At 74.5% G+C, this 24,304-nt stretch carries 25 protein-coding genes and 1 pseudogene; 15 read left to right on the top strand and 11 right to left on the bottom strand.

Annotation, left to right across the window (positions count from 1 at the left end; all coding sequences use genetic code 11):
- Positions 1-847 (top strand): endonuclease/exonuclease/phosphatase family protein (locus F8279_RS20970; RefSeq protein ID WP_192580738.1); only part of this gene is annotated, 847 nt, incomplete at its 5' end.
- 44 nt (positions 848-891) lie between these two features.
- On the opposite strand, the gene F8279_RS20975 is transcribed toward F8279_RS20970, so the two are convergent.
- From F8279_RS20975 to cofC, 4 genes and pseudogenes are all read right to left on the bottom strand, one after another.
- Entirely contained in the window at positions 892-1,809 is a 918-nt protein-coding gene (locus F8279_RS20975; protein ID WP_091419422.1) for an NUDIX hydrolase, read from the bottom strand.
- A gap of 7 nt (positions 1,810-1,816) precedes the next feature.
- On the bottom strand, positions 1,817-3,961 hold the full coding sequence (locus F8279_RS20980) for an RNA degradosome polyphosphate kinase (protein ID WP_225853352.1): 2,145 nt from the start codon (positions 3,959-3,961) through the stop codon (positions 1,817-1,819).
- A 216-nt stretch (positions 3,962-4,177) separates the two neighbouring features.
- The gene (locus F8279_RS30675) at positions 4,178-4,375 is read right to left on the bottom strand and encodes a cold-shock protein (protein ID WP_043330566.1); all 198 of its coding nucleotides are present in this window, start codon (positions 4,373-4,375) and stop codon (positions 4,178-4,180) included.
- 39 nt (positions 4,376-4,414) lie between these two features.
- A pseudogene (cofC, locus tag F8279_RS20985) lies at positions 4,415-5,023 on the bottom strand (2-phospho-L-lactate guanylyltransferase); the annotation flags it as partial.
- 95 nt (positions 5,024-5,118) lie between these two features.
- Between cofC and F8279_RS20990 the strand changes: the two are divergent.
- The 5 genes from F8279_RS20990 (at position 5,119) to F8279_RS21010 (ending at position 10,000) form a co-directional block, all read left to right on the top strand.
- A complete protein-coding gene (locus F8279_RS20990) occupies positions 5,119-5,844 on the top strand; it encodes a 1-acyl-sn-glycerol-3-phosphate acyltransferase (protein ID WP_091419428.1) in 726 nt (241 codons plus the stop codon).
- On the top strand, positions 5,841-6,848 hold the full coding sequence (locus F8279_RS20995; protein ID WP_091419430.1) for an NAD(P)H-dependent glycerol-3-phosphate dehydrogenase: 1,008 nt from the start codon (positions 5,841-5,843) through the stop codon (positions 6,846-6,848). The genes F8279_RS20990 and F8279_RS20995 overlap by 4 nt, the downstream gene beginning before the upstream one ends.
- Before the next feature lie 11 nt (positions 6,849-6,859).
- Positions 6,860-7,978, top strand: coding sequence for a cystathionine gamma-lyase (locus tag F8279_RS21000; protein WP_091419432.1), 1,119 nt, complete (start codon positions 6,860-6,862; stop codon positions 7,976-7,978).
- Positions 7,979-8,150: 172 nt separating this feature from the next.
- Complete coding sequence (locus F8279_RS21005; protein WP_091419435.1) at positions 8,151-8,942, top strand: putative protein N(5)-glutamine methyltransferase; 792 nt, start codon at positions 8,151-8,153, stop codon at positions 8,940-8,942.
- Between the two features lie 8 nt (positions 8,943-8,950).
- Positions 8,951-10,000, top strand: coding sequence for an ROK family protein (locus tag F8279_RS21010; protein ID WP_091420218.1), 1,050 nt, complete (start codon positions 8,951-8,953; stop codon positions 9,998-10,000).
- 22 nt (positions 10,001-10,022) lie between these two features.
- Here F8279_RS21010 and F8279_RS21015 read toward each other — a convergent pair whose 3' ends face one another.
- Positions 10,023-10,223, bottom strand: a complete 201-nt coding sequence (locus tag F8279_RS21015; RefSeq protein ID WP_091419438.1) for a DUF397 domain-containing protein — start codon at positions 10,221-10,223, stop codon at positions 10,023-10,025.
- A gap of 4 nt (positions 10,224-10,227) precedes the next feature.
- Entirely contained in the window at positions 10,228-11,073 is an 846-nt protein-coding gene (locus tag F8279_RS21020) for a helix-turn-helix transcriptional regulator (RefSeq protein WP_091419440.1), read from the bottom strand.
- A gap of 232 nt (positions 11,074-11,305) precedes the next feature.
- Between F8279_RS21020 and F8279_RS21025 the strand changes: the two genes are divergently transcribed.
- Both F8279_RS21025 and F8279_RS21030 read left to right on the top strand, forming a co-directional pair.
- Positions 11,306-11,530 (top strand): hypothetical protein, encoded by a 225-nt coding sequence (locus F8279_RS21025; protein WP_091419443.1) that lies wholly within the window; start codon positions 11,306-11,308, stop codon positions 11,528-11,530.
- Between the two features lie 166 nt (positions 11,531-11,696).
- Positions 11,697-12,800 carry a D-alanine--D-alanine ligase family protein gene (locus tag F8279_RS21030; protein WP_091420221.1) on the top strand — a complete coding sequence of 368 codons (1,104 nt, stop codon included), beginning with the start codon at positions 11,697-11,699 and terminating at the stop codon, positions 12,798-12,800.
- An 11-nt stretch (positions 12,801-12,811) separates the two neighbouring features.
- Here the strand turns inward: F8279_RS21030 and F8279_RS21035 are convergent, their stop codons facing one another.
- Together F8279_RS21035 and F8279_RS21040 are read right to left on the bottom strand one after the other, a co-directional pair.
- Positions 12,812-13,399, bottom strand: coding sequence for a DUF3515 domain-containing protein (locus F8279_RS21035; RefSeq protein ID WP_091419446.1), 588 nt, complete (start codon positions 13,397-13,399; stop codon positions 12,812-12,814).
- Positions 13,400-13,633, bottom strand: a complete 234-nt coding sequence (locus F8279_RS21040) for an Lrp/AsnC ligand binding domain-containing protein (protein ID WP_088646044.1) — start codon at positions 13,631-13,633, stop codon at positions 13,400-13,402.
- A gap of 163 nt (positions 13,634-13,796) precedes the next feature.
- On the opposite strand from F8279_RS21040, the gene F8279_RS21045 reads away from it, so the two are divergent.
- Together F8279_RS21045 and F8279_RS21050 are read left to right on the top strand one after the other, a co-directional pair.
- Positions 13,797-14,747, top strand: coding sequence for a thiamine-phosphate kinase (locus F8279_RS21045; RefSeq protein ID WP_091419448.1), 951 nt, complete (start codon positions 13,797-13,799; stop codon positions 14,745-14,747).
- 75 nt (positions 14,748-14,822) lie between these two features.
- The gene (locus F8279_RS21050; RefSeq protein WP_091419451.1) at positions 14,823-15,290 is read left to right on the top strand and encodes a GNAT family N-acetyltransferase; all 468 of its coding nucleotides are present in this window, start codon (positions 14,823-14,825) and stop codon (positions 15,288-15,290) included.
- Here the strand turns inward: F8279_RS21050 and F8279_RS21055 are convergent.
- The gene (locus F8279_RS21055; protein WP_091419453.1) at positions 15,287-16,543 is read right to left on the bottom strand and encodes an ATP-grasp domain-containing protein; all 1,257 of its coding nucleotides are present in this window, start codon (positions 16,541-16,543) and stop codon (positions 15,287-15,289) included. The genes F8279_RS21050 and F8279_RS21055 overlap by 4 nt on opposite strands.
- A gap of 207 nt (positions 16,544-16,750) precedes the next feature.
- Positions 16,751-16,942, bottom strand: coding sequence for a 50S ribosomal protein L28 (gene rpmB, locus F8279_RS21060; RefSeq protein WP_011905179.1), 192 nt, complete (start codon positions 16,940-16,942; stop codon positions 16,751-16,753).
- 210 nt (positions 16,943-17,152) lie between these two features.
- Here rpmB and F8279_RS21065 point away from each other — a divergent pair, with 210 nt between their 5' ends.
- From F8279_RS21065 to F8279_RS21075, 3 genes are all read left to right on the top strand, one after another.
- Positions 17,153-18,766, top strand: coding sequence for a DAK2 domain-containing protein (locus tag F8279_RS21065; RefSeq protein ID WP_091419456.1), 1,614 nt, complete (start codon positions 17,153-17,155; stop codon positions 18,764-18,766).
- Complete coding sequence (gene recG, locus F8279_RS21070) at positions 18,763-20,964, top strand: ATP-dependent DNA helicase RecG (protein ID WP_091419459.1); 2,202 nt, start codon at positions 18,763-18,765, stop codon at positions 20,962-20,964. Before F8279_RS21065 ends, recG begins: the two co-directional genes overlap by 4 nt.
- Positions 20,965-21,056: 92 nt before the next feature.
- Positions 21,057-21,992, top strand: coding sequence for a serine hydrolase (locus F8279_RS21075; protein WP_091419461.1), 936 nt, complete (start codon positions 21,057-21,059; stop codon positions 21,990-21,992).
- A 65-nt stretch (positions 21,993-22,057) separates the two neighbouring features.
- Here the strand turns inward: F8279_RS21075 and F8279_RS21080 are convergent, their stop codons facing one another.
- Entirely contained in the window at positions 22,058-23,014 is a 957-nt protein-coding gene (locus F8279_RS21080; RefSeq protein ID WP_091419464.1) for a hypothetical protein, read from the bottom strand.
- A gap of 246 nt (positions 23,015-23,260) precedes the next feature.
- Between F8279_RS21080 and rsmD the strand changes: the two genes are divergently transcribed.
- Together rsmD and coaD are read left to right on the top strand one after the other, a co-directional pair.
- A complete protein-coding gene (gene rsmD, locus F8279_RS21085; RefSeq protein ID WP_091419466.1) occupies positions 23,261-23,824 on the top strand; it encodes a 16S rRNA (guanine(966)-N(2))-methyltransferase RsmD in 564 nt (187 codons plus the stop codon).
- Positions 23,821-24,304 (top strand): pantetheine-phosphate adenylyltransferase (gene coaD / locus F8279_RS21090; RefSeq protein ID WP_151500827.1); only part of this gene is annotated, 484 nt, incomplete at its 3' end. The genes rsmD and coaD, both read left to right, overlap by 4 nt.

Below are 24,304 nucleotides of genomic sequence, written 5' to 3' on the forward strand. Positions count from 1 at the left end.
GGGTGACGCCGCCCCGACGTCGCCCGGCGCGGCGTCACCCGGTCCGGTGCTGCCCGCCACGGTCCGGGTCGCGGCCCTGGCGGGGCTCACCGCGCTGGCCGGGCTCGCCGCCGCGCTGCACGTGCCGCCGGCACAGGCCCGGGCCACTACCCCCCCGGCGGCGGTACGGGTGGCCGCGTACAACATCCGGATGGGGTTCGGCCTGGACGGCCGGCTGGACCTGGACGCGGTGGCCCGGGTGTTGCGCGGCGCGGACGTGGTGCTGCTCAGCGAGGTGGACCGGGGCTGGTGGCTCAACGGCGGCCACGACACGCTGGCGTTGCTGGCCGGGCGGCTGGGGATGCCGTACGTCTTCGCGCCCGCCGCCGACCCGGTCTGGGGCGACGCGGTGCTCAGCCGCTTCCCGATGCGCTCCGGGCAGACCAGGCGGCTGACCGCGCACGGCGCGCCGACCGGGGCGCAGGCCCTCGGCGTCACGCTCGACCTCGGCGGCCGGGAACTGGCGGTGGTGGCCACGCACCTGCAACCGCCGCCCGGCCGGGATCCGGTCGAGCAGGCGGGCGAGGTGGCCGCGTTCGCCGGCCGCTACGCGAACGGCCGTCCACTGGTGCTCGGCGGCGACCTGAACACCGAGCCGGACGACCCTGCGTTCGCCGAGTTCACCCGCGCCGGGCTGGTGGACGCGCTGGCACCGGCCCGGCCGCTGCGGACCAGCCCGGCCGACGATCCGCGCACCCAGATCGACCACGTCTTCGTGTCGCCGGGACTGACTGCGAACGAGGTACGCGCGCCGCGCACCGAGGCCAGCGACCACCTCCCGGTGACGCTCACCGTCACGCTGCCCTGAAGGCGCGTCGGGCGAGGGCACCACCGACAGCGGGAGAGCCGCGACTACAGGCGGTCGGCGACGACCAGCCGGTCACCGGCGAACGGCAGCAGCCAGCCGCCGCCCTTGGCGGTGGTGAAGTCCTCGTCCACGCGGCCGGTGAGCCGTTCCAGCGCGCCCGGGATCACCTTGCCCTGGCTGCACACCGCGACCGTCCCGACGGCCAGCGCCAGCGCGGTCAGCCGCGCCGCGGCGGCGAGTGCGCACTCCTCGACCTGCTGGCCCGGCTCCGGCTCGTCGAAGTCGCCGCAGACCTCGATCGGCAGGTCCAGCCGGGCGGCCGCCGGATCCAGCGTCTGCACGCAGCGCCGGGCCGAGGCGGAGAACAGGCGGGCCGGGCGGACCAGCGCCACCAGCGGGACCAGCAGACGTGCCTGCGCCCACCCCTGCTCGTCCAGCGGCCGGCCGTGGTCCGGGCCGGTCCAGGTGCCGCGCTTGCCGGCGTGCGCATGGCGGACCAGCAGCACCGTCGCGGTGACCGGCGGCAGCGCCGCGAACGCGGCGATCACCTCGGCGTCGTGCGGGTAGCTGACCCGGCGTACCGCGTCGTCGACCGGGAACCAGGCCACGTCGTCGACCTCGGTGCCGGGCTGGAACCCGCCGGTGCCGGCCGCCCGCATGGACCAGTAGTCGACCGCCTTGGCGAGGCCCTCGCTGCGGTAGCGGACCGTGGGCAGGCGTACCTGCGGCACCGCCCGTACGTCGGTCTCCTCGGCCACCTCCCGGACGGCGGCCACGAGCGGATGCTCGCCGCGGTCCAGCTTGCCCTTCGGCAGCGACCAGTCGCCGTACCGGGGACGGTGCACGAGGCAGACCTCGACGCCGGCCGGACCCGGGCGCCACACCACGCCGCCCGCGGCCCGGATCCGCACCGGTTCGTCGTCGCTCACCCGCTCACCGTATGCCCGCCCGGCACGCGCCACGGCCCGGTCAGTCCGCCCGGCCGCCGACCCGGCGCAGCAACAGATCCTGGAGGTGGGTGAGCGGCACGTCGCCGTCGCCGGTACGCCGGTGCCAGGTGCCGTCCGCGGCCAGCTCGAACGCGTCCACGTCGGGATCGAACGCGGCGGTGAGGACGTGGTCCAGTTCGGCCCGGGCCACCGGGTCGCTCACCTGCACCAGCGCCTCCACCCGGCGGTCCAGGTTGCGGTGCATCAGGTCGGCCGAGCCCATCCAGAACTCGGCGTCGCCGTTGTTGCCGAACCGGAAGATCCGGGAGTGTTCCAGGAACCGGCCGAGGATCGAGCGGACCCGGATGTTCTCCGAGAGGCCCGGCACGCCCGGCCGCAGCGTGCACATGCCGCGGATCAGCAGGTCCACGTGCACGCCGGCCCGGGAAGCCCGGTAGAGCGCGTCGGTGATCTCCTCGTCCACCAGGGAGTTCACCTTGAACTGCACGAGCCCCGGCATGCCCAGCCGGACGTGCTCGATCTCCCGGTCGATGCGTTCGATCAGGCCGCTGCGGATGCCCTGCGGCGCCACCAGCAGCCGCCGGTACGCGGTCTGCCGGCTGTAGCCGGTGAGCACGTTGAACAGGTCGGTCAGGTCGGCGCCGATCTCCGGGTCGGCGGTGAGCATGCCGAAGTCCTCGTAGAGCCGGGCGGTCTTCGGGTGGTAGTTGCCGGTGCCGATGTGGCAGTACCGCCGGATCTGGTTGCCCTCCTGGCGTACGACGAGCGCGGTCTTGCAGTGCGTCTTGAGGCCCACCAGGCCGTAGACCACGTGGCAGCCGGCCCGCTCCAGCGTGCGCGCCCAGCCGATGTTCGCCACCTCGTCGAAGCGCGCCTTCAACTCGACCAGCACCACCACCTGCTTGCCGGCGGCGGCAGCGTCGACAAGCGCGTCCACGATCGGGGAGTCGCCGCTGGTGCGGTAGAGCGTCTGCTTGATGGCGAGCACGTTCGGGTCGGCCGCGGCCTGCTCGACGAAGCGCTGCACGCTCGTCGCGAACGAGTGGTACGGGTGGTGCACCAGCACGTCGCCGTCTCGCAGCGTGGCGAAGACGCTGCGCGGCACCTCACCCTCGGCCAGGCGCGGATGGGTGGCCGGCACGAACGGCGGGTCCTTCAGGTCGGGCCGGTCGGCCTCGCCGTAGACCTGCCAGAGCGCGGACAGGTCGAGCAGGCCACGGACCCGCAGCACGTCGTGGTCGTCCACGTCCAGCTCGCGGACGAGCAGCTCCAGCATGTGGTCGGAGATGGAGGCGGCCACCTCCAGGCGTACCGGCGGACCGAACCGGCGGCGGGCCAGTTCCCGCTCCAGCGCCTGGAGCAGGTCCTCGTCGCGGTCCTCGTCCACCTCGACCTCGGCGTTGCGGGTCACCCGGAACAGGTGGCACTCGACCACCTGCATGCCGGAGAACAGCTGGCCGAGGTGCACCGAGATGAGGTCCTCGACCGGCAGGAACCGCACGCCCGGCTGGCCGCGGTGGACCCGGACGAACCGGGGCACGTTGTTCGGCACCTTGACCCGCGCGAACAGCTCCGAGCCGCCGTCCGGGTCGCGTACCGAGACGGCCAGGTTCAGCGACCGGCCGGAGATGTACGGGAACGGGTGCGCCGGGTCGACCGCCAGCGGGGTGAGGACCGGGAAGATGTGCGCCCGGAACCAGGTGCGCAGCCGCTCCCGCTCGGCGTCGTCCAGGTCGCTCCAGCGCAGTATGCGGATGTCCTCGGCGGCGAGCTTCGGCAGCACGTCGTCGACCAGGCAGGTGGCGTGCCGGGCGACCAGGCCGGCGGCCTTCTCGGTGATGAGGTCGAGCTGGGTGCGCAGCGGCAGCCGGTCACCGCCGCGTACCGGCAGGCCGGCGGAGAGCCGCCGCTTCAGCCCGGCGACCCGGACCATGTAGAACTCGTCCAGGTTGCTGGCGAAGATGGCCAGGAACTTCGCCCGTTCCAGCAGCGGGGTGCGCGGGTCCTCGGCGAGCGCCAGCACCCGGGCGTTGAAGTCGAGCCAGGACAGCTCCCGGTTGAGGAAACGGTCCTCCGGCAGCGGCGGCGCGGTCGGCGGGGCGGCGGCCGCGGGGGTCTCGTCGGCCGGGCCGGGGCCCTCCACCGGGTCGAGCGGCTCGTCCAGCCCGGTGGCGCCGGCCGCGTCCGGGTCGGCGCCGAGGCGCTCCTCCGGGGGCCGGGGCTGGCGGAACCGCCCGTCCGGGCCGCGGGTGGGGCGTCCGTTGCGGGGCGTGCCGGGGTCGAGGATCGGCGGCGGGCCGTCAGGGTGCTCGCGAGGGGTGCTCACCACCTCATGATTCCCCGATAAGGGTGAACGGAAAATGAACTCGGGCCAGGTTGTTCACGCCATCGTCGGCAAGGTCACCCGGACCACCTCGCCGTCGGCGTCCCGCTCGATCCGGACACGCTGCCCCAAACGGAGCAGCCGCAACCCGGAGGCGTCGAACGCGCGGGCCGGGAACGCCAGCTCGGTGCCGTCGTCGAGCAGCAGCACACCGCTGCGGGTCGACGCGTCGTAGGTGGCCACCGTCCCCTGCATGCCAGCACCGTACTCCACCGCTGCGGCGACCCGGGCCAGCAGCGCGGCGGTACGCGGCCCCACGCCCAGCCCGGCGGCGTCGGCCAGGTCGGCCGGGGTGTCCACGTCCCGGCGCAGGCTGGGCCACTCCCCGGCGAGCGGCAGCGCCCCGCTCGCCTCGTGCGCCGCGGCCGAACCGGGCCCGAACCGCGGTGCCAGCGGCGCCCCGGCCGGCGCGGCGAGCAGCACCGTGCCTCCGCCCGGGGCGTCCGCCACGAACCCGCGTACCCCCCGGGTGGCCCGCAGCGCGGCGGCCAGCTCGGCCGGTCGCAGCGCCGGCAGGTCGGCGGTCAGGCCGGCCACGGCGGCGCGCGGCCCGGCGACGGCCGCGCCGTGCCGGAACGCGGCGTTCAGCCCGCCGCCGGGGTCGCCGGCGACCCGGGCGCCCGCCGCCTGGACGGACGCGGTCACCCGCGGGTCGTCGGTGACCACGAGCACCCCGGCGACCGCCGGGCACGCCCGCACCGCGCGCAGCGTGTCGGTCGCCAGGGCCAGCGCCAGCTCCTCATGGGGTACGCCGGGCAGCGCGCCCCGCAGACGGCTCTTCGCCGCCGGAAGGCGCTTCACCGGCATCACCACGGTCCAGCGGGCCTCAGACACGCAGACCATCCTGCCAGCGAGGGCGCCGGTACCCGCACTGGCCGCAGCGGGGGCGAACAGGCATGATTCTGTGCCGGGGCGCGAGGGCGGATCGAGGAGGCACTGTGGCACGGCGCAGGCTGGGGTTCTGGCGACGGCTCGCCGTGGTGCTGGTGAAGCCGCTGATGACCGTCTGGAGCCGCCGCACCTGGCGGGGCATGGAGCACCTGGGTCACGACGGCGGCGTCATCATCGTTCCCAACCACATCTCGCACGCCGATCCGCTCGTCGTCGCGCACTTCGTCTACGACGCCGGGCGCTGGCCGCGCTTCCTCGGCAAGGCCAGCGTGTTCCGGGTGCCGGTGGTCGGCGGGATCCTGCACCGGTGCCAGCAGATTCCGGTCGAGCGGGGCACCGTCGAGGCGGTCAAGTCGCTGGACAAGCTGATCGCCGCGCTGGCGGAGGGGGGTGCCGTGGTGATCTACCCGGAGGGCACCACCACCCGGGAGCCGGACCTGTGGCCGATGAAGGGCAAGACCGGCGCGGCCCGCCTGGCGCTCGCCACCGGCGCCCCGGTGATCCCGGTGGCCATGGTCGGCCCGGAGCGGATGTTCGACCCCCGGACGGCCCGGTTCGGGCTGCGCCCGCGTACGCCGGTGACTGTGGTCGCCGGCCCGCCGGTGGACCTGAGCCGCTGGGCGGGCGCCACGCCGACGCGCCCGATCCTGGAGGAGATGACCGACACGATCATGCTGCGGATCCGGGATCTGATGGCGGAGATCCGCGGCGGCACGCCACCGCCGCTCTGGCAGCGGCCCGTCCGGACCGGTACGCAGGAGGTCACCGAATGAGCGGGCACGTCGCGGTGCTGGGCGCCGGTTCCTGGGGGACCGCGTTCGCCAAGATCCTCGCCGACGCCGGGCGGGACGTCACCGTGCTGGCCCGCCGGGCCGCCGTGGCCGAGGCGATCCGCACCGGGCGGCACAACCCCGAGTACCTGCCGGGGATCCGCCTGCCCGAGCGGGTGACCGCCACCGGCGACGCCGCCGAGGCGATCGAGGGGGCCGAGGTGGTGGTGCTCTCGGTGCCCTCGCAGACGCTGCGCGGCAACCTCGCCGACTGGACGCCGTACCTGGCGGCGGACGCCACGCTCGTGTCGCTGATGAAGGGCATCGAGCTGGGCACCACCAAGCGGATGAGTCAGGTGATCACGGAGACCGCCGGGGTGCCCGCCGACCGGGTGGTGGTCGTCTCCGGGCCCAACCTGGCCCCGGAGATCGCCGCCGAGCAGCCGGCCGCCACAGTGGTCGCCGGCACCGACAGCCGGCGTACGGCACTGGTGCAGGCGTCCATCCGGACGCCGTACTTCCGCCCCTACACCAACGACGACGTGATCGGCTGCGAGCTGGGCGGCGCGGTGAAGAACGTGATCGCGCTGGCGTACGGCATCGCCACCGCGATGGGCTTCGGCGACAACACCCGGGCCATGCTGATGACCCGCGGCCTGGCCGAGACCGCCCGGCTGGGCGTGGCGCTCGGCGCCGACCCGATCACGTTCGCCGGGCTGGCCGGCATGGGTGACCTGGTCGCCTCCTGCTCGTCGCCGATGGCCCGCAACCGCACCTTCGGCGAGCACCTGGGCCGGGGGGAGACGCTGGAACAGGCCCAGGCGGCCACCCGGCAGACCGCCGAGGGCGTCAAGAGCTGCCTGGCCATCCGCGACCTGGCCCGGGCGCACGGGGTGGAGATGCCGATCACCGAACAGATCGAGCGGATCTGCCACGAGGGGATGGATCCGCGCCTGGCGGTGGACGCGCTGATGAGCCGTACCGCCAAGCCCGAGTCGTACGAGTGAGCGGAGCCGGGATGACGAACGAGCACTGGGGTGACGGCACGCGCACCGTGCACGCCGGCCTGCCGGACGCGGTCCCCGGCCAGCCGTTCCTGCCCGGCCCGGTCTTCGCCGCGCCGTACCACCTGGACCCGGAGCGCGGCCCGTCAGCGGCTGTGAACGGGTACGGGCGGCCCGACAACCCCACCCGGCGGCTGCTGGAGACCGCGATCGGGGAGCTGGAGGGCGGCGAGTGCCGGGTCTTCGCCAGCGGCCAGGCCGCCGTCACCGGGCTGCTGCTGACAGTGCTGCGCCCCGGCGACACCGTGCTGCTGCCCGCCGACGGCTACTTCTCGGTGCGGGCGTTCGCCTCGGACACGCTGGAACAGCTCGGCGTACGCGTGGTGCTCGTGCCGACGGCCGGGCCGTACCCGTCGTTCGACGGTGTCCGGCTGGTGCTGCTGGAGACCCCGGCGAACCCCGGCCTGGACGTCGCCGACGTGCGGGCGGTGGCCGCCGCCGCGCACGCCGCGGGAACGCTGGTGGCGGTGGACAACACCACCGCCACGCCGCTCGGGCAGCGCCCGCTGGACCTCGGCGTGGACGTGGTGGTCGCCTCCGGCACCAAGGCGCTGACCGGTCACTCGGACCTGCTGCTGGGCTATCTGGCCACCCGGGACGCCGGGCTGCGGGACGCGGCGACCACCTGGCGCAACGCCACCGGCGGGGTGCCGGGCGCGTTCGACTGCTGGCTTGCCCACCGCTCGCTGGCCACGCTCGACCTGCGGCTGGCCCGGCAGACCGCGAACGCGCGGGCGCTGGCCGACCTGCTCGCGGGCCGCCCGGACGTCACCGGGGTGCGCTGGCCCGGACGGCCGGACGACCCGGCGTATCCGGTCGCGTCGGCCCAGATGCGGCGCGTGCCGGGTGTGCTCTCGTTCGACCTGGGCGACGAGCACCGGGTGGCCCGGTTCCTCGGCGCCTCCCGGCTGGTGGCCGCCGCCACCTCGTTCGGCGGCCTGCACACCACAGCCGACCGGCGGGCCCAGTGGGGCGACGACACGTCGCCGGGCTTCGTGCGGTTCTCCTGCGGTATCGAGGACACCGCCGACCTGCTCGCCGACGTGACGGCGGCGCTCGACGCTGCGGGCTGACGGCGTGTCGCCCGCTGGGCTAGGGTGACGGGCAGCCACGGCCCGTGCGGCCCCGACCCGAGGAGGTGAGTCCGATCCACCAGCAGAGGACCGGCGCTCCCTCCGAGTCCGCGTCGCTTCAGGGCTGAGGCGACGCCGGGGGCGCCGACGAGCGCTTCCCGAAAGGCTTGCCATGGCATCCACCCTGTTCACCCCCGACCGTCCCGCCCTCGTCCGGCGGCTGCGCGCCGCCGGTTGCGTCTTCGCCGAGGACGAGGCGGCACTGCTGATCGCCGCCGCCGACTCGGCGCAGTCGCTGACCCGCCTGGTCGACCGTCGCGTCGCCGGCCTGCCGCTGGAGCACCTGCTCGGCTGGGCCGAGTTCTGCGGCCGGCGGATCGCCGTACACCCGGGGGTGTTCGTGCCGCGTGGCCGGAGCGCCCTGCTCGTCGACGCGGCGACGGCGCTGGCCGGGCCGGCGCCGGCGGTGCTCGACCTGTGCTGCGGCTCCGGTGCCGCCGCCGTGGTGCTGCACGAGCGGCTGGCTCCCCGCTGGCTGGCCGCCGCCGACATCGACCCGGTGGCGGTGGCCTGCGCCCGGCGCAACCTCGAACCGCTCGGCGTCCCGGTCTACCAGGGCGACCTGTTCGACGCGCTGCCGGCCGGGCGGCGCGGAGAGCTGGACCTGGTGGTGGCGAACGCGCCGTACGTGCCGACCGGTGCGGTGGCCTCGCTGCCAGCCGAGGCGCGCCTGTACGAGGCGCCGGTGGCGCTGGACGGCGGCACGGACGGCCTGGCCGTGCTGCGCCGGGTCGCCTCGGGCGCGGCGCAGTGGCTCGCACCGGGCGGGCACGTCGTGGTCGAGGCGAGCGCAGCGCAGGCCCCGGAACTGTGCGCCGTGTTCACCGCCGTCGGGCTGGACCCGGCGGTGGTGAGCGACGAGGAGCGGGAGGCGACAGCGGTCACCGCCCGCCGCCCCGGCTGATCGTGGCGGTGGGCAGCTCAGGTGTGCCGGTGGTGGTGGGGCTGGACAACGGGGGCACGAGCGACAACGCCACGGTGCTGACCGTCGACGGCCGGTTCCTGGTGGACGGGCTGCTGGAGATCCCGAGCGACGTCGGCGCCGGGCCGGATGCGGCGGTGGAGGCGCTGGCGCGGGCGTTCGACGGCGTCCTGGCCCACACCGGTGTGCCGCGTGACCTGGTCCGCGCGGTCGGCCTGGACACGCCCGGCCCGGCCAGCGCCACCGGCGTGATCTCGTCGCGCGGCTCGACGAACTTCTCCCAGCCCGCCTGGCGGGGCTTCGACGTGCGCACCGCGCTGGAGCGGCGGCTGGGCCTGCCGGTGGTGTACGCCAACGACGGCAACGCCGCCGCGCTCTACGCCCACCACGTGCACTTCGGCGCCGACGCGATGGCCCGGTCGTCGGTGTCCGCGATCGTCGGCACCGGGCTCGGCGGCGGCGTGGTGGAGTCCGGCCGGGTGGTCGGCGGCGCGGCCGGCATGGCCGGCGAGTTCGGGCACGTGCACATCCCGCTGGACGGCCTGGTCGAGCCGGACCAGGCGGCGCCGGTCTGCGCCTGCGGCTTCACCGGGGACGCGGAGAGCGTCGCCTCGCTCACCGCGATCCGGCGCAACCTGCTGCCGTACTGGCTGGCCCGGCATCCGGAGCATCCGCTCGCGGCGGAGGAGCCGGACCGGGCGGCGAAGCTGCTGCGCGGCTACGGCGAACGCGGCGACCCGCTGGCCCGCCTGGTGTTCACCCAGCAGGCCAAGGCGCTGGGCCGGCTCTTCACCATCGCGGCCAACTTCACCGACCCGCACGCGTACTTCGTGGGCGGGGGTGTGGTGGAGGTGGAGCCGGAGTTCCGGGACTGGTTCCTCGCCACGGTCGCCGAGCACACGGTGCTCCGGGAGGAGCAGCGGGCGGTGGCCACCTTCGCGCTGGTCCCGGACCGGGACATGGCCGGGGCGCGGGGAGTGGCCATCGCGGCGCTGGAGGCGGTACGCGGCACCGTCACCGCCGCCGCCCCACTCGGCTGACGCCGCCCGCCGGACGGGCCGCTCAGCCGCGCGGCGGCGCCGCGGTGAACGCGGCCCAGGCGTGCGGCGGGAACACCAGCACCGGGCCGGCCGGGTCCTTGGAGTCGCGGACCGCCACCGCGCCGGTCAGCGGCGCCATCTCCACGCACGCGCCCTCGTCGCCACTGTGGCTGCTCTTGCGCCAGCGGGCCGGTGCGGGGTTCGTGCGGTTCGTGCCGTTCATCTGGTCACCTCTCGTTCAGCAGGCGGAGGAGCTGGTCCCGACTGGCCGCCGGGCTCAGCGCCACGGTCCGCAGGTGCTCCATGATCTTGGCGCAGGTACGCAGGTCACCCGGCCGGTCGAGGACCATCTGCCCGGCGACGGTCTCCACCGAGGCGATGATCGGATCCTCCGGGTCGGCGAACTCCAGGATGTGCAGCGAGCCCCGGGTGCCGCGGTGGTAGCCGGCGGCGAGCGGGATCACCTGCACCGTGACGTTCGGCAGCTCGGCCATCTTCAGCAGGTGCTGGAGCTGGCCGGACATGACCGAGCGGTCACCGACCGGGCGCAGCAGCGCGCCCTCGTCGATGATGGCGTCGAGGATCGGCGGCTCGGCGCCGGAGAGCCGCTGCTGGCGGTCCAGCCGTAGCTGGACCCGCTGCTCCACCTGCTCGTCGGTGAGCGTGTGCGGCCCGCCGCGCATCACCCCGCGGATGTAGTCGGCGGTCTGGAGCAGACCGGGCACCACCGACGGCTCGAAGTTCGCGATGCCGGTGGCCTCGGCCTCCAGCGCGATGAAGTCGATGGTGCGCTGGTCCAGCAGGTACGAATAGGACACCCACCAGCCCGGCTTGCGGGCGTCCTTCGCCAGTTGTACCGCCGCGGCGATGTCGGCCGGGCCCACGCCGTAGCTGATCAGGAGCGCGCGCACGGTGGCGGGACTGACGAGCGTCTGCGCGTTCTCGTAGCGGGACAACGTGCTCCGGGTGCTGTTGATCTCGTCGGCCGCGGCCTCCAGGGTGAGGCCGGCGGCCTCCCGGTGGGTCCGCAGGGCGATGCCGAGCCGTCGGGCCCGGGCGGTCTTCGGCGCCATGCATCGATGGTCGCACATCCCGCGGGAAAGCGGGCATGAGAGAAAGCCGATGAGAGTTGCATTCACGCCGGTGAACCTGTCAGTGTGTGACGGCGTCCTCACCGCCGGTTGTCGTGGCGACGGTGGTGGTGAGCGACCGGAGGGGATGGGGCGCGCGGTGGTCGGATTTCACTCCCCCACGATCCGACCGCCGCGTGCCCCTGCCGGTCCACGAGACGGGAAGGGATCCGCGGTGACCAGGTTCCTGGTGGTCCTGACCGACGTGCGTCCACCGGACGGCGCCTGCCGTGACGAACGGACCAGCCCGGAACGCCGCCGTCAGGTGGTCGGCGCGAGCAGCCGGGAGGCGGCCGACCGGATCGCCGGCGCATTCATGGCGCTGGGCATGGTTCGGGCCGGCCGGCAACGGGTGAAGGTCATCGCGGTCGGCCGCCGGCCCCGGCACCCGGCCTTCTGAGGCACGCCGTTCCGTTACTCCCTGTAGATGTCACCTTGACCGTTTGCCACGCGACTCCGTGTCTCCCCGGGTAACGACCACCGCTTGCGGCAACGCACAGTAAGGTCAGTCGGGTGAGCGCCACCGGCGAGCACGGCCAGCCGCAGTCGCGAACGATGAGGTGACCATGACCACCCCAGGCAAGACCCGTGTGGCGATCGTCTTCGGCGGCCGCAGCCCCGAGCACGGCATCTCCTGCGTCAGCGCCGGCAGCGTGCTGGCCGCGCTCGACCCGGACGAGTTCGAGGTGGTCCCGGTCGGCATCACCCGGCAGGGCCAGTGGGTGCTCGCCAGCGGTGACCCGAGCGGGCTCGCCATCGCCGACCGCAAGCTCCCCGAGATCACCGCCGGCTCCGGCGCCGAGCTGGTGCTGCGCGCCGACCCCGCCGTCGGCGGCCTGATGGTCCTCGACCCCGCCCAGGGGCCGGTCGCCCTCGCCGACGTGGACGTGGTCTTCCCGGTGCTGCACGGCGCGTACGGCGAGGACGGCACCATCCAGGGCATGCTGGAGATGGCCGACATCCCCTACGTCGGGGCGAACGTCTTCGCCTCCGCCGCGGCCATGGACAAGGAGTTCACCAAGAAGCTCTGCGCCGCCGAGGGCATCCCGGTCGGCCCGTACGCGGTGCTGCGCGCCGGGATGTCGCTGAGCGAGGAGGACAAGGAGCGCCTCGGGCTGCCAGTCTTCGTCAAGCCGTCCCGCGCCGGCTCCTCGTTCGGCATCACCAAGGTCGACGACTGGGCGGACCTGGACGCCGCGCTCGTCACCGCGCGGGAGATCGACAGCAAGGTCCTCGTCGAGGGCGCCGTGGTCGGCCGCGAGATCGAGTGCGGCGTGCTGGAGGGCGAGGCGGGCGGCGCTCCCGAGGCCTCCGTGCTCGCCGAGGTGCGGATGATCGGCGACCGCGACTGGTACGACTTCGAGGCCAAGTACATCTTCGCCGACGAGGTCTGCGAGTACGACGTACCGGCCGACCTGCCCGAGCCGGTGGCCCGGCAGGTGCGCGACTACGCCACCCGGGCCTTCACCGCGCTCGACTGCTCCGGCCTGGCCCGGGTCGACTTCTTCGTCACCCCGCAGATGGACGTCTACCTCAACGAGATCAACACGATGCCGGGCTTCACCCCGACGTCGATGTTCCCGAGGATGTGGTCGGCCAGCGGGCTGGAGTACCCGAAGCTGGTCAACCGGCTGATCCGTACCGCCCTGCACCGCCGCGCCGGCCGCTGAGCCGGCCGGCGTCAGGCGGAGCAGCCCGAGGGGGCCTGCTTCGCCGAGGGGACGGAGCTGACGATGGTGTCGGAGATCGAGATCACCCACTGAAGCGGCGGCTCGTACGACTTCGGCACCCGGACCCGGATCGGGGTCTCCCGGTCGACGGTGGTCAGGACCGTGGCGTCGGCCTCCTCGGCCGCGTGCCAGCAGACCTTGTTGACAGTCCACACCTCGTCGGTGGGCGGGAACTGCGCCGGGCTGCCGCCGCAGGCCACCGTCAGCGCCGGGTCGCCGTACGCGGCGTTCTGCTCCGGGCCCGCGGTGACCGGGCGCTGCGGCAGGTCACGCACGCTGTCGGGGAGCTGCGACATCAGGGCACGGCAGAGGATGGTCGGGCGCTCGGCCAGCGCCGGGGCGGGCATCTCGACCGGCGCGCTGGACTGCACCCGGGGACTCGCCGACGCGCTCGGCTCGGCGTCCGGAGACTCCGGGGCCAGCTTGGCGAACGTGAACCCGGCCACCGCCAGGGTCACCGGCACCGCGACGAGCGTCGCCCAGAGCGCGGCACGGCGGGTGGCGCCGTCCCGGCGGGGGGAGGTGTCCTTCTCGTCCACTTACAGCCGCACCACCGAACACGTGAGGGTGCGGGTGATGCCGGGCACCATCTGCACGTTGCTGACGATGAGTTTGCCGAGCTCGTCGACGGTGTTCGCCTCGGTGAGCACGACCACGTCGTACGGCCCGGTGACGGCGTCGACCCGTACCACGCCGGCCAGATCCGCGATCAGACCGGCCACGTCACGCGCCCGGCCGACCTCGGTCTGGATGAGGATGTACGCCTGTACCACGACTCGACCTCCGTCCGTCGCCTCCGGGCGACCCGAAGGGTGAAACTACCGTACTGAGCGGCCGTGATCCCTATCGGTTGCCGGTCGGACGCGGTGAGCGAGCACACGCCGGTACGGACAGGGGTGGGACGTGCGGAACGACGCAGCGGAGCGAGGGGACGGAATGACGGTCACTGATGTCGGTGAGTTCGGCCTGATCGACCGGGTGACCGCCCGGCTGGCGCAGGGACAGAGCTGCCTGCTCGGCCCCGGCGACGACGGCGCGGTGGTGGCGGCGCCGGACCGGCGGGTGGTCGCCTCGACCGATGTGCTGGTGGAGGGCCGGCACTTCCGCCGGGACTGGTCGTCGGCACGGGACGTGGGCCACCGGGCGGCGGCGGCGAACCTCGCCGACATCGCCGCCATGGGCGCCACCCCGACCGCCCTGCTCGTCGCGCTCTGCATGCCGGCCGAGCTGGACCCGGCCTGGGCCGAGGAACTGGCCGACGGGCTGGGCGCGGAGGCGGCGCTCGTCGGCGCGAGCGTGGTCGGCGGGGACATGTCCGGCAGCCCGACGCTCACCGTCGCGGTGACAGCGCTCGGCAACCTGGCCGGCCGTGCCCCGGTGGTCCGCTCCGGCGCCCGGCCGGGGGACGTGGTGGCGCTTGCCGGGCGCACCGGCTGGTCGGCGGCGGGCTACACCGTGCTCTCCCGGGGCTTCCGCACGCCCCGGCTGCTGGTCGAGGCGTTCCGCCGCCCCGAGGTGCCGTACGCCGCCGGACCCGCTGCAGCCGCGGCCGGGGCCACCGCCATGATCGACGTGTCGGACGGGCTGCTGGCCGACCTCGGGCACGTGGCGACCGCCAGCGGTGTGGCGATCGACCTGAGCCGCGACGCGTTCGAGGTGCCCCGGCAGATGCGGGACGCGGCGCAGGCGCTCGGCGTCGACCCGTACACCTGGATCCTGGCCGGCGGCGAGGACCACGCGCTGGCGGCGACCTTCCCGGGGGACGCCGCGCTCCCGGAGGGCTGGCGGCCGGTCGGGCGGGTGGCGGCCGGCGCCGGGGTCACCGTCGACGGCGCCGCCTACAGCGGCCCGCGCGGCTGGGACCACTTCCGCCGGACGGCGGAATAGCGGCCCGGAGTGATCTGCGTCCGACCCCGGGCCGCCGGGCCGGGACGGGGCCGGCGGCGGTCGTAACCTGGCACGGTGAGCGAGATCGAGATCCGGGAGCGGCGCTTCGACGCGCCCGAGTCGCAGGCGCTGATCCGGGCGGCGCTGGCCGACCTCGGCGCCCGGTACGGCGGCAGCGGCGACGAGACCCCTGTCGACGCGGCCGAGTTCACCCCGCCGGACGGCGCGTTCCTCGTCGCCTACCTGGACGGGCGGCCGGTGGGCTGCGGCGGGTGGCGCAGCCACGGCGGGGACGGCGACACGGCCGAGCTGAAGCGGATGTACACCGACCCGGCGGCCCGGGGCCGGGGCGTGGCCCGCTCGGTGCTCGCCGCGGTCGAGCGGTCCGCCCGCGACCACGGCCGCAAGCGGATCGTGCTGGAGTGCGGCGACAAGCAGCCCGAGGCGATCGCCATGTACACCTCGGCCGGCTACGAGCGGATCCCGAACTTCGGCTTCTACAAGGACGCCCCGGGCTGCCTGTCGTACGCCCGCACGCTCTAGCCGACGGAGATGCGGATCTCCCCGGCGGCGCGGCGCGCGGCGTTCGCGGCCTCGTCCGGGGTCGCGCCCCAGGCCATCAGGTGCCCGCTGCGGTGCGCCGAGGAGAGCAGCTCCGGCACGGTCTGCCCGACCTTCGTCTCCACCTGCACGTCGAGCACGCCCGGCACGCGCAGCGCGTCGCGCCGGCCGTCCACGGCGGTGACCCGGCCGGGCGGCGCGATCAGGAACTCGATCGCCGCCGCGCCGGTTGCCCGCGCCGGCAGCGCCGGCCGTTCGCCGCGCAGGATCCGCAGGTACGCCTCGATGACGTCCCGCTCGTAGGCGATCGAGATGAGCGCGGTGATCATGTCGCCGGGCATCCGGGCCGCGCACTCCACCAGCGTCGGCACGCCGTCGGCGAGGATCCACTCGCTGTGCAGCATGCCGCTGCGGAAGCCGGCCGCCTCGGCGAGGCGTACCGCGGCGGCGCGCAGCGCGTCGTGCGCGGCGGCGGGCAGCGCGGACGGCACGGTGTGGCCGGTCTCGACCGGGTAGCGGCCACCGGCGACCCGCTTGTCGGTGACGTTGGCGAAGATCACCTCGCCGTCGGCGACGAGCAGCTCGACGCTGTGCTCGGAGCCGACGAGCAGTTCCTCGACCAGCACGCCGGTGGGCAGGCCGCGCTCGGTGGCCTCGGCCGGGTCGGGCGGGGCGGCGCTCGCCGCCCAGCGGGCCGGCACCTCGGCCGGGTCGGTGATCAGCTGTACGCCCAGGCTGCCCGAGCGGCGGGTGGGCTTGAGCACGCACCGGCCGCCGTGCGCCTGCGCGAACTCCACCGCCCGCGCCGGGTCGTCGACCAGCTCGTAGGCCGGATTGGCCAGCCCGATCCGGTCGGCGAGCAGCCGCATCCGGTGCTTGTCGGAGAAGACGTCGGCGGCCTCCACCCCGGCACCCGGCAGACCGAGGCGGTCGGCGAGCCGGGCGGTGGCGCCGACCGCGTACTCCAGGCCGGGCAGGACCAGCCGGGCGTCGGCGAGGCCGGGCTCGCGGGCGAGCAGGGCGTCCGGGTCGAAGCCGGTCTGGTACTCGGCCTCGACGAGGCGTCCGATCATCGGCAGCCGCTCGGCGAACCGGGCCAGGTCGCGGCGGGCGATCACGTCGGGCTCCTCGACCAGCACCACGCTGCCGGGCGGCAGTTCCTGGTCGAACCAGCTCAGCGAGCCGAAGGACGCGCCCACCACCACCAGTTGCTCGCGACCCAGATCGAGGTCCACCGGTCACCCTCCCCACGGCTCGCGCCGGAACCGGACGGCCGGCGCAGCAGCACCCTAACCGGCCGGTACCAGCCGGTCGCCGTACGGTCGGTCAGGGGTGCGGGGCGGGTCGGTGGATACGGCGCCGCGGGTCGCCGGACACGACAGAAGCCGGCGGACCCCGAGGGATCCGCCGGCGACCGACGATGTTCCGGTGGCGCTACCGCGTCAGGCGCGGGTGACCTTGCCGGCCTTGATGCACGAGGTGCAGACCTTCAACTTCTTGGTGTTGCCGCCACCGGCCGGGGTGCGCACCGACTGGATGTTCGGGTTCCAGCGGCGGTTGGTCCGCCGGTGCGAGTGGGACACGTTGTGGCCGAAGCCCGGCCCCTTGCCACAGACGTCGCACACGCTAGCCACGGGATACTCCTGGGATTGAAACGTTCATGAGGTCGCCGCCAGGCGCTGCCCGGGCAACCTGGTCAGGTTACCCGATGACAGTCGGTACGCCCAACCGGCCCTTTCGCGAGCCCACCCAGCGTACCGGCGTCCCCGCCGTGCCGTCGGCCGGGGCGGACACGCGGCGGACGACCCCGGCGCGTGTCGGTGTGCGCCAGTAGGCTTCCCGACGTGCTGGAGACCCTCGACGCCGCAGCGGTACGCCGCTGGTGCGCGAGCGGGCTGACCGCCCTCCGGGCCCACCAGGGCGAGATCGACGACCTGAACGTCTACCCCGTGCCCGACGGCGACACCGGCACCAACCTGGTGCTCACGCTCACCTCGGCCCAGCAGGCCCTGGCCATGGACCTCGGCACGCTCCCCGACGACGGGCACACCCCGCACGGGCACGCGCTGCGGCTGATGGCCCGGGGCGCGCTGCTCGGGGCGCGCGGCAACTCCGGCGTGATCCTCTCGCAGATCCTGCGCGGTCTCGCCGACACGCTCGCCGCCGTGCCCGCGGTGCGCGGGCGGCAGTTCGCCGACGCCCTGGCCGACGCCACCACCGCCGCCTATGCCGCGGTGGCCCGGCCGGTCGAGGGCACGCTGCTGAGCGTGGTCGCCGCTGCGGCGCACGCGGCCCGCCGGGCGGACAGTGACGACCTGCGCGCCGTGGCCCGGGCCGCGGCCGAGGCGGCGGCGCACGCGCTGGCGCGTACCCCCGAGCAGTTGCCGGAGCTGGCCCGCGCGGGCGTGGTCGACGCCGGCGGGCGCGGCCTGTGCCTGCTGCTGGACGCGCTGGTCGAGGTGGTCACGGGGGAGAGCCCGGCCCAGCCGGCGCCCGCGCCGCCCGCCCGCCGCGCGCCGGTGACCGCCGTGCGGGAGAGCGGCTCCGACGCGTACGCCTACGAGGTGCAATACCTGCTCGACGCCACCGACGAGGCGGTGACCCGGCTGCGCGCCGAGCTGGACGCGCTCGGTGACTCCCTGGCGGTCGTCGGCGACGGCGCGGGCACCTGGAACGTGCACGTGCACGTCAACGACATCGGGGCGGCGGTCGAGGCGGGTGTGGTCGCCGGCCGCCCGCACCGGATCAGCGTGACCCGCTTCGCCGACCAGGGCGCCCCGGCGCCGGGGCCGCAGGTGCCGCTGCCCGAAGGACGGGCCGCCGTGGTGGTGGCCACCGGCGCGGGCATCGCGGAGCTGTTCGCCGCCGAGGGCGCCGTGGTGGTGCCCGCCAACCCGTCCACCGGTGAGCTGCTCGACGCGATCCGGGCCACCGGCGCCGCCCGGGTGGTGGTGCTGCCGAACGACCCGAACACCCAGTCGGTGGCGAGCGCGGCGGCCAAGGAGGCGCACGGCCTCGGCATCAAGGTGAGCGTGGTGCCGACCCGCTCGCCGGTGCAGGCGCTCGCGGCGCTCGCCGTACGCGATCCGAAGCGGCGGTTCGAGGACGACGTGATCGCGATGGCCGAGGCAGCAGGCGCCTGCCGGTACGCCGAGGTCTGCCACGCCGCCCGCGAGGCGCTCACCGTCGCCGGCCCGGCCCGCCCGGGTGACGTGCTGGCCCTGGTCGAGGGCGAGGTACACCTGATCGGGCAGGATCTGGTCGACACCTGCACCGCAATGGTGGACCGGATGCTCGGCGGCGGCGGCGAGCTGGTCACGCTGCTGTGCGGCGCGGACGCCCCGGCCGGGCTGGCCGACCGGGTCCGCGAGCACGTCGAGCGGGCCTGGCCGTTCGTCGAGGTGCAGGCGTACGAGGGCGGGCAGCCGCACTATCCGCTCCTGGTGGGGGTCGAATGACGGGCGAGGCGGCCACTGTGGACACGCCGCTGAAGAAGCTGGTCGGCGAGCGCACCGCGAAGGCGCTGGCCGGGCACCTCGACCTGCACACCGCAGGTGACCTGATCTACCACTTCCCGCGCCGGTACGACGAGCGCGGCGAGCACACCGACATCCGCTCGCTCGACGTGGGGGAGCAGGTCACCGTGCTGGCCCAGGTGCAGCGCACCGCTGTGCGCCCGATGCGCCAGCGGCGCGGCAACCTGCTGGAGGTGACCGTCGGCGACGGCTCCGGCGGCGTACTCACCTGCACCTTCTTCGGCAACCAGGCGTGGCGCGAGCGGGAGCTGCGGCCCGGCCGGTGGGGTCTGTTCGCCGGCAAGGTGACCGAGTTCCGCGGCAAGCGCCAGCTCAACGGCCCGGAGTACGTCCTGCTCGGCGAGGGCGGCGAGGGCGAGGCGGCGGCCAACGAGGAGGTCGAGGAGTTCGCCGGTGCGCTGATCCCGGTCTACCCTGCCGCGGCGGCGGTGCCGACCTGGGTGATCGCCCGCTGCGTCCGCGTCGTGCTCGACACGTTCACCCCGCCGGAGGACCCGCTGCCGGCCACCGTGCGGGCCACCCGCAATCTGATCGACATCGGCACCGCGCTGCGCGAGATCCACCGCCCGACCAGCAAGGAGGCGCTCTACCGGGCCCGCCGCCGGTTGAAGTGGGACGAGGCGTTCGCCGTGCAGCTCACGCTGGTGCAGCGCAAGCACCGGGCGGCGGCGTCGCCGGGGCGGGCCCGGCCGGCGAAGGCGGGCGGCCTGCTGGACGCGTTCGACGCCCGGCTGCCGTACGAGCTGACCTCCGGCCAGCAGGTCGTCGGACGGGAGATCGCCGCCGACCTGGCCCGGGCGCATCCGATGCACCGGCTGCTCCAGGGCGAGGTGGGTTCCGGCAAGACGGTGGTGGCGCTGCGCGCCATGCTCCAGGTGGTCGACGCCGGTGGGCAGGCCGCGCTGCTGGCCCCGACCGAGGTGCTCGCCGCCCAGCACCACCGGGGCATCCTCGACCTGCTCGGCCCGCTCGGCCGGGCCGGTGAGCTGGGCGCCGCCGACGACGCCACCCGGGTGGAGCTGGTCACCGGCTCGCTCGGCGCGGCGGCCCGGCGCCGGGCACTGGCCGAGGTGGCCGAGGGCCGCGCCGGCATCGTGCTCGGCACGCACGCCCTGCTCTACGAGGGCGTCGACTTCCACGACCTCGGCCTGGTGGTGGTGGACGAGCAGCACCGCTTCGGCGTGGAGCAGCGCGACGCGCTGCGCGCCAAGGCCGAGCAGCCGCCGCACGTGCTGGTGATGACCGCCACCCCGATCCCGCGCACCGTGGCCATGACCGTCTACGGCGACCTGGAGACCTCCACGCTGTCCCAGCTTCCGCAGGGCCGCTCGCCGATCGCGTCGCACGTGGTCCCGGCCGCCGAGAAGCCGGCGTTCCTCGACCGGGCCTGGCGCCGGTTGCGCGAGGAGGTCGCGAAGGGCCACCAGGCGTACGTGGTGTGCCCGCGCATCGGTGAAGGACCGGTGTCCGACGAGGAGGCGCCGCGGGAGGACGACAACGGGCGCCGGCCGCCGCTGGCGGTGACCGAGGTGGCCCCGCTGCTGGCCGAGGGGCCGCTGCACGGGCTGCGGATCGGGGTGCTGCACGGGCGGCTGCCGGCCGACGAGAAGGACGCGGTGATGCGCGCGTTCGCCGACGGCGAGCTGGACGTGCTGGTCGCGACCACAGTGGTCGAGGTCGGCGTGAACGTGCCGAACGCGACGGTGATGATCGTGCTGGACGCCGACCGGTTCGGCGTCTCCCAGCTGCACCAGTTGCGCGGCCGGGTGGGCCGGGGCTCGGCCGCCGGTCTGTGCCTGCTGGTCACCGAGGCGGCCGAGGGCTCGTCCGCGCGGGAGCGGCTGGACGCGGTCGCCTCCACCACCGATGGTTTCAAGCTCGCCGAACTCGACCTGGAACAGCGCCGTGAGGGCGACGTGCTCGGCGCGACCCAGTCCGGCCGGCGCTCCCACCTGCGGCTGCTCTCGCTGCTGCGCGACACCGACCTGATCCGCGACGCGCGGGCCGAGGCGATCGAACTGGTCGAGGAGGATCCGGAGCTGGCCCGGCACCCGGCGCTGGCGGCGTCGGTCGCCGCTCTGGTCGACGAGGAGCGGGCCGAATACCTGGAGAAGGGCTGACGCACGAGGGCGGCGGCCGGCGTGCCCGGTGACCCCGCCGGTGCGGGTCCGCGGGACTGCGGCATTCGCGTCGCGTGCCTAGGCTCGCGCAGATGTCGACACCATTCCTCGAACGCGGTGTGCTGCTGCTGGCCCGGGGCGACGAACTCCTTGTGGACCGGGTCGTCGGGGCGGCCGACGAGACGTCCGGCCGACCGTGCACCCCGGCCACGCGGTTCCAGATCGCCTCGATCAGCAAGCAGATGGCGGCCGTGGCGGTGCTGCTGCTCGCCGAGCGCGGCGCGCTGCGCCTGACCGACCCCGTCACCCGGTGGCTGCCCGGCACCCCGCCGCCGGAGTGGTCCGGCATCACGCTGCACCACCTGCTCACCCACACCTCCGGCCTGGGCCACTGGGAGGAGTACCCGGCTGTCGACCTGCACGGGCCGGCCGAGCCGGACGAGCTGCTCGGCCGGTTCGCCGCGCTGCCGCCGCTGTTCCCGCCCGGGACGGGGTGGCACTACAGCAGCCCCGGCTACGTGCTGCTGGCCCGGACCGTGGAACGGGCGTCCGGGCGGCCGTACGCGGGGTTCCTGGCCGAGGAGGTCTTCGCTCCGCTGGGCATGACGGGCAGCTTCGCCGGTGCGGGCGACGATCGGCCGGACGTGGCGGTCGGGCACGAGGACGGCCGTCCGGTGCCGTCCTGGGACCTGGCGACGGTCAGCATGGGCGCGGGTGACGTCTGGTGCACCGCTGCGGACCTGCTGACCTGGCTGGACGTACCGCGCCGGGGCCGGCTGCTCACCCCGGCCTCGGTGACGGCGCTGACCACCCCGCACGCGCCGACCGGCCGGCCCGGCGAGGCGTACGGCTACGGGTTCTTCGTCGGCCCGCTGGCCGGCCGGCGGGCGGTGCACCACTCGGGGGACAACGGCGGCTACAAGGCGTTTGCGGCCTGGCTGCCCGACTCCGACGAGCGGCTCGTCCTGCTGGCCAACCAGGCCGAGGTGAACCCGGCCGCTGTCACGTCGGTGCTCGACGCCGTCTGAGCCGTCGGTGGCCCGCAAACGGCGAGGGCGCGCCGACCGGGTGGTCGGCGCGCCCTCGGTGGGGATCAGGCGGTGAAGCGGATCCGGCGGCGGCGGGCCAGCACGAACAGCACCGCGCCGGCGGCCAGCAGCAGCGTCGCGCCACCGGCGACGGCACCCGCGGCCGGGCCGGTCACCGGCAGGCCGCCACCCTGGCCGGAGCAGTCGTCCGGCTGGGCGTACGGGATGGTCTCCGCGTCCTCGACCACGTCGTACTTCACCGTGACCTTGAGGCCCGGGTAGGCGTCGAACCCGACCGAGCTGGTCCTGCCCGGCTCGGAGACGAGCTTCCTGGTGACGCCCTTCTCCGTGGTGAGCGTGGCGGTGAAGGGCACGCCGTCGGCCGGGTTCTCCACGACGAAGGTCATCGAGTCGCAGTCCTGGTCCAGCTTGAAGATCGGCTCCGCGGGCTGGGCGGGAGAGCTGGGCGGGGCGGACGGGCTCGGCGGGACGGACGGGCTCGGCGGGACGGACGCCGAGGGCGTCGGGGTCGGCGAGACGGGCGTGCTCGGCGAAGGGCCGGCGCTCGGCGGCGTGCTGGGCGAGGGCGACGGGCTCTGCGTCGCGCAGTTCCGTCCCGGGCGGGCCGTCACGGTCCGCTCGCCGTCGTGCGACTTGCGACCTCGCTCCCAGTGCGCCCCGACGGTCAGCTTCAGTTCCGGGACCGGGCCGGCGAACGTGTGGGTCTGGGTGCCGGTCAGCGGGCCCTGGCCGGCCGGCTTCAGCTCCGCGCCGACCGCGAGGCCGCCGCTGATCGCGCCGGGCACCGTGGATTCGATCTTGATGATCCGGCCGGAGATGTCGGTCTCGCTGCTGATCACCGACCAGGTCACGGTCACCGTGCCGTTCTCGGTGGCGCAATAGCTGCCGGACGGCTCGGGGTGGTGGGCGGCGGCCGGGCCGGCGACGGTGGCGACGCCCGCGAGGCCGAGCAGCGTGCCGGCGGTGAGGACGGCGGCACGCCGGAGGTGGAGACGGTTCACGCCTACTCCTGACGAGGGGAGGATGGGAGAGGCCGGGCGGAGGGGCCGAAGCCACGCGTCCGCTCGGCAATCGGGCCAGACCCTAGCGAGATCGACAGTGCGGGCGTCACCATGATCGAAGGGTCGTAAAGGGTCCGTTATGCATTCGAGATCATTGATGCACGTCGAGTCACGGATCGTCGCGCCGGGTACGTCGTCCACGCCTCGCGGCGTCGCGTAGCGTCGGGGCATGCGCAGGGAGCGACGTTGACCCGGATCGTGGCCGGCACGCTCGGCGGCCGGCGGATCGCCGCGCCGCCCGGCGCCGGCACCCGGCCCACCTCCGACCGGGTCCGCGAGGCGCTGTTCAGCGCCGTGCACTCCCACGCCGACCTGGACGGGGCGCGCTTCGCCGACCTGTACGCCGGTTCCGGCGCGGTCGGTCTGGAGGCGCTGTCCCGGGGCGCGGCCCACGTCCTGCTCGTCGAGTCCGACGCCCGGGCCGCCCGGGTGATCCGGGAGAACATCGCCGCGCTCCGGGCCGCTCCCGCCGCGCGCCTTGTCACCGGCAAGGTCGCCACCGTGCTCGCGGCCGGGCCCACCGACGGGCCGTACGACGTGGTCTTCGCCGATCCGCCGTACGCGGTGCCGGACGCCGAGATCACCGCGATGCTGACGGCGCTGGTCGACGGTGACTGGCTCGCACCGGACGCCCTGGTGGTCGTGGAACGGTCCAGCCGTACCGGACCGGTCACGTGGGTGGAAGGTGTCACTCCGGAGCGCAGCAGACGTTACGGCGAGACCACTCTTTGGTACGGTCGCCGATCATGAGACGTGCGGTCTGCCCGGGCTCGTTCGACCCGGTCACCAACGGACACCTCGACATCATCGGCCGGGCCAGCCGGCTCTTCGACGAGGTGATCGTCGGAGTGCTGGTCAACCAGTCCAAGCAGGGCCTGTTCACCGTCGAGGAGCGGATCGCCATGCTCCGCGAGGTGACCGCCTCGTACGACAACGTCCGGGTGGAGTCGTTCCGCGGCCTGCTCGTCGACTTCTGCCGCGCGCAGCAGGCGAGTGTGCTGATCAAGGGCCTGCGTGCGGTGAGCGACTTCGACTACGAGCTGCAGATGGCCCAGATGAACATCGGCCTGGCCGGCGTGGAGACGTTGTTCATGCCGACCAACCCGCTCTACTCGTTCATCTCGTCCAGCCTGATCAAGGACGTGGCGAAGTGGGGCGGCGACATCTCCGCCCACGTCCTTGATCAGGCTGGACGAGATGAACGAGTAGAGCGGGTTGGTCGGCATGAAC

It is taken from the genome of Micromonospora sp. AMSO1212t (assembly GCF_008868145.1).
Taxonomy (GTDB): Bacteria; Actinomycetota; Actinomycetes; order Mycobacteriales; family Micromonosporaceae; genus Micromonospora; species Micromonospora tulbaghiae.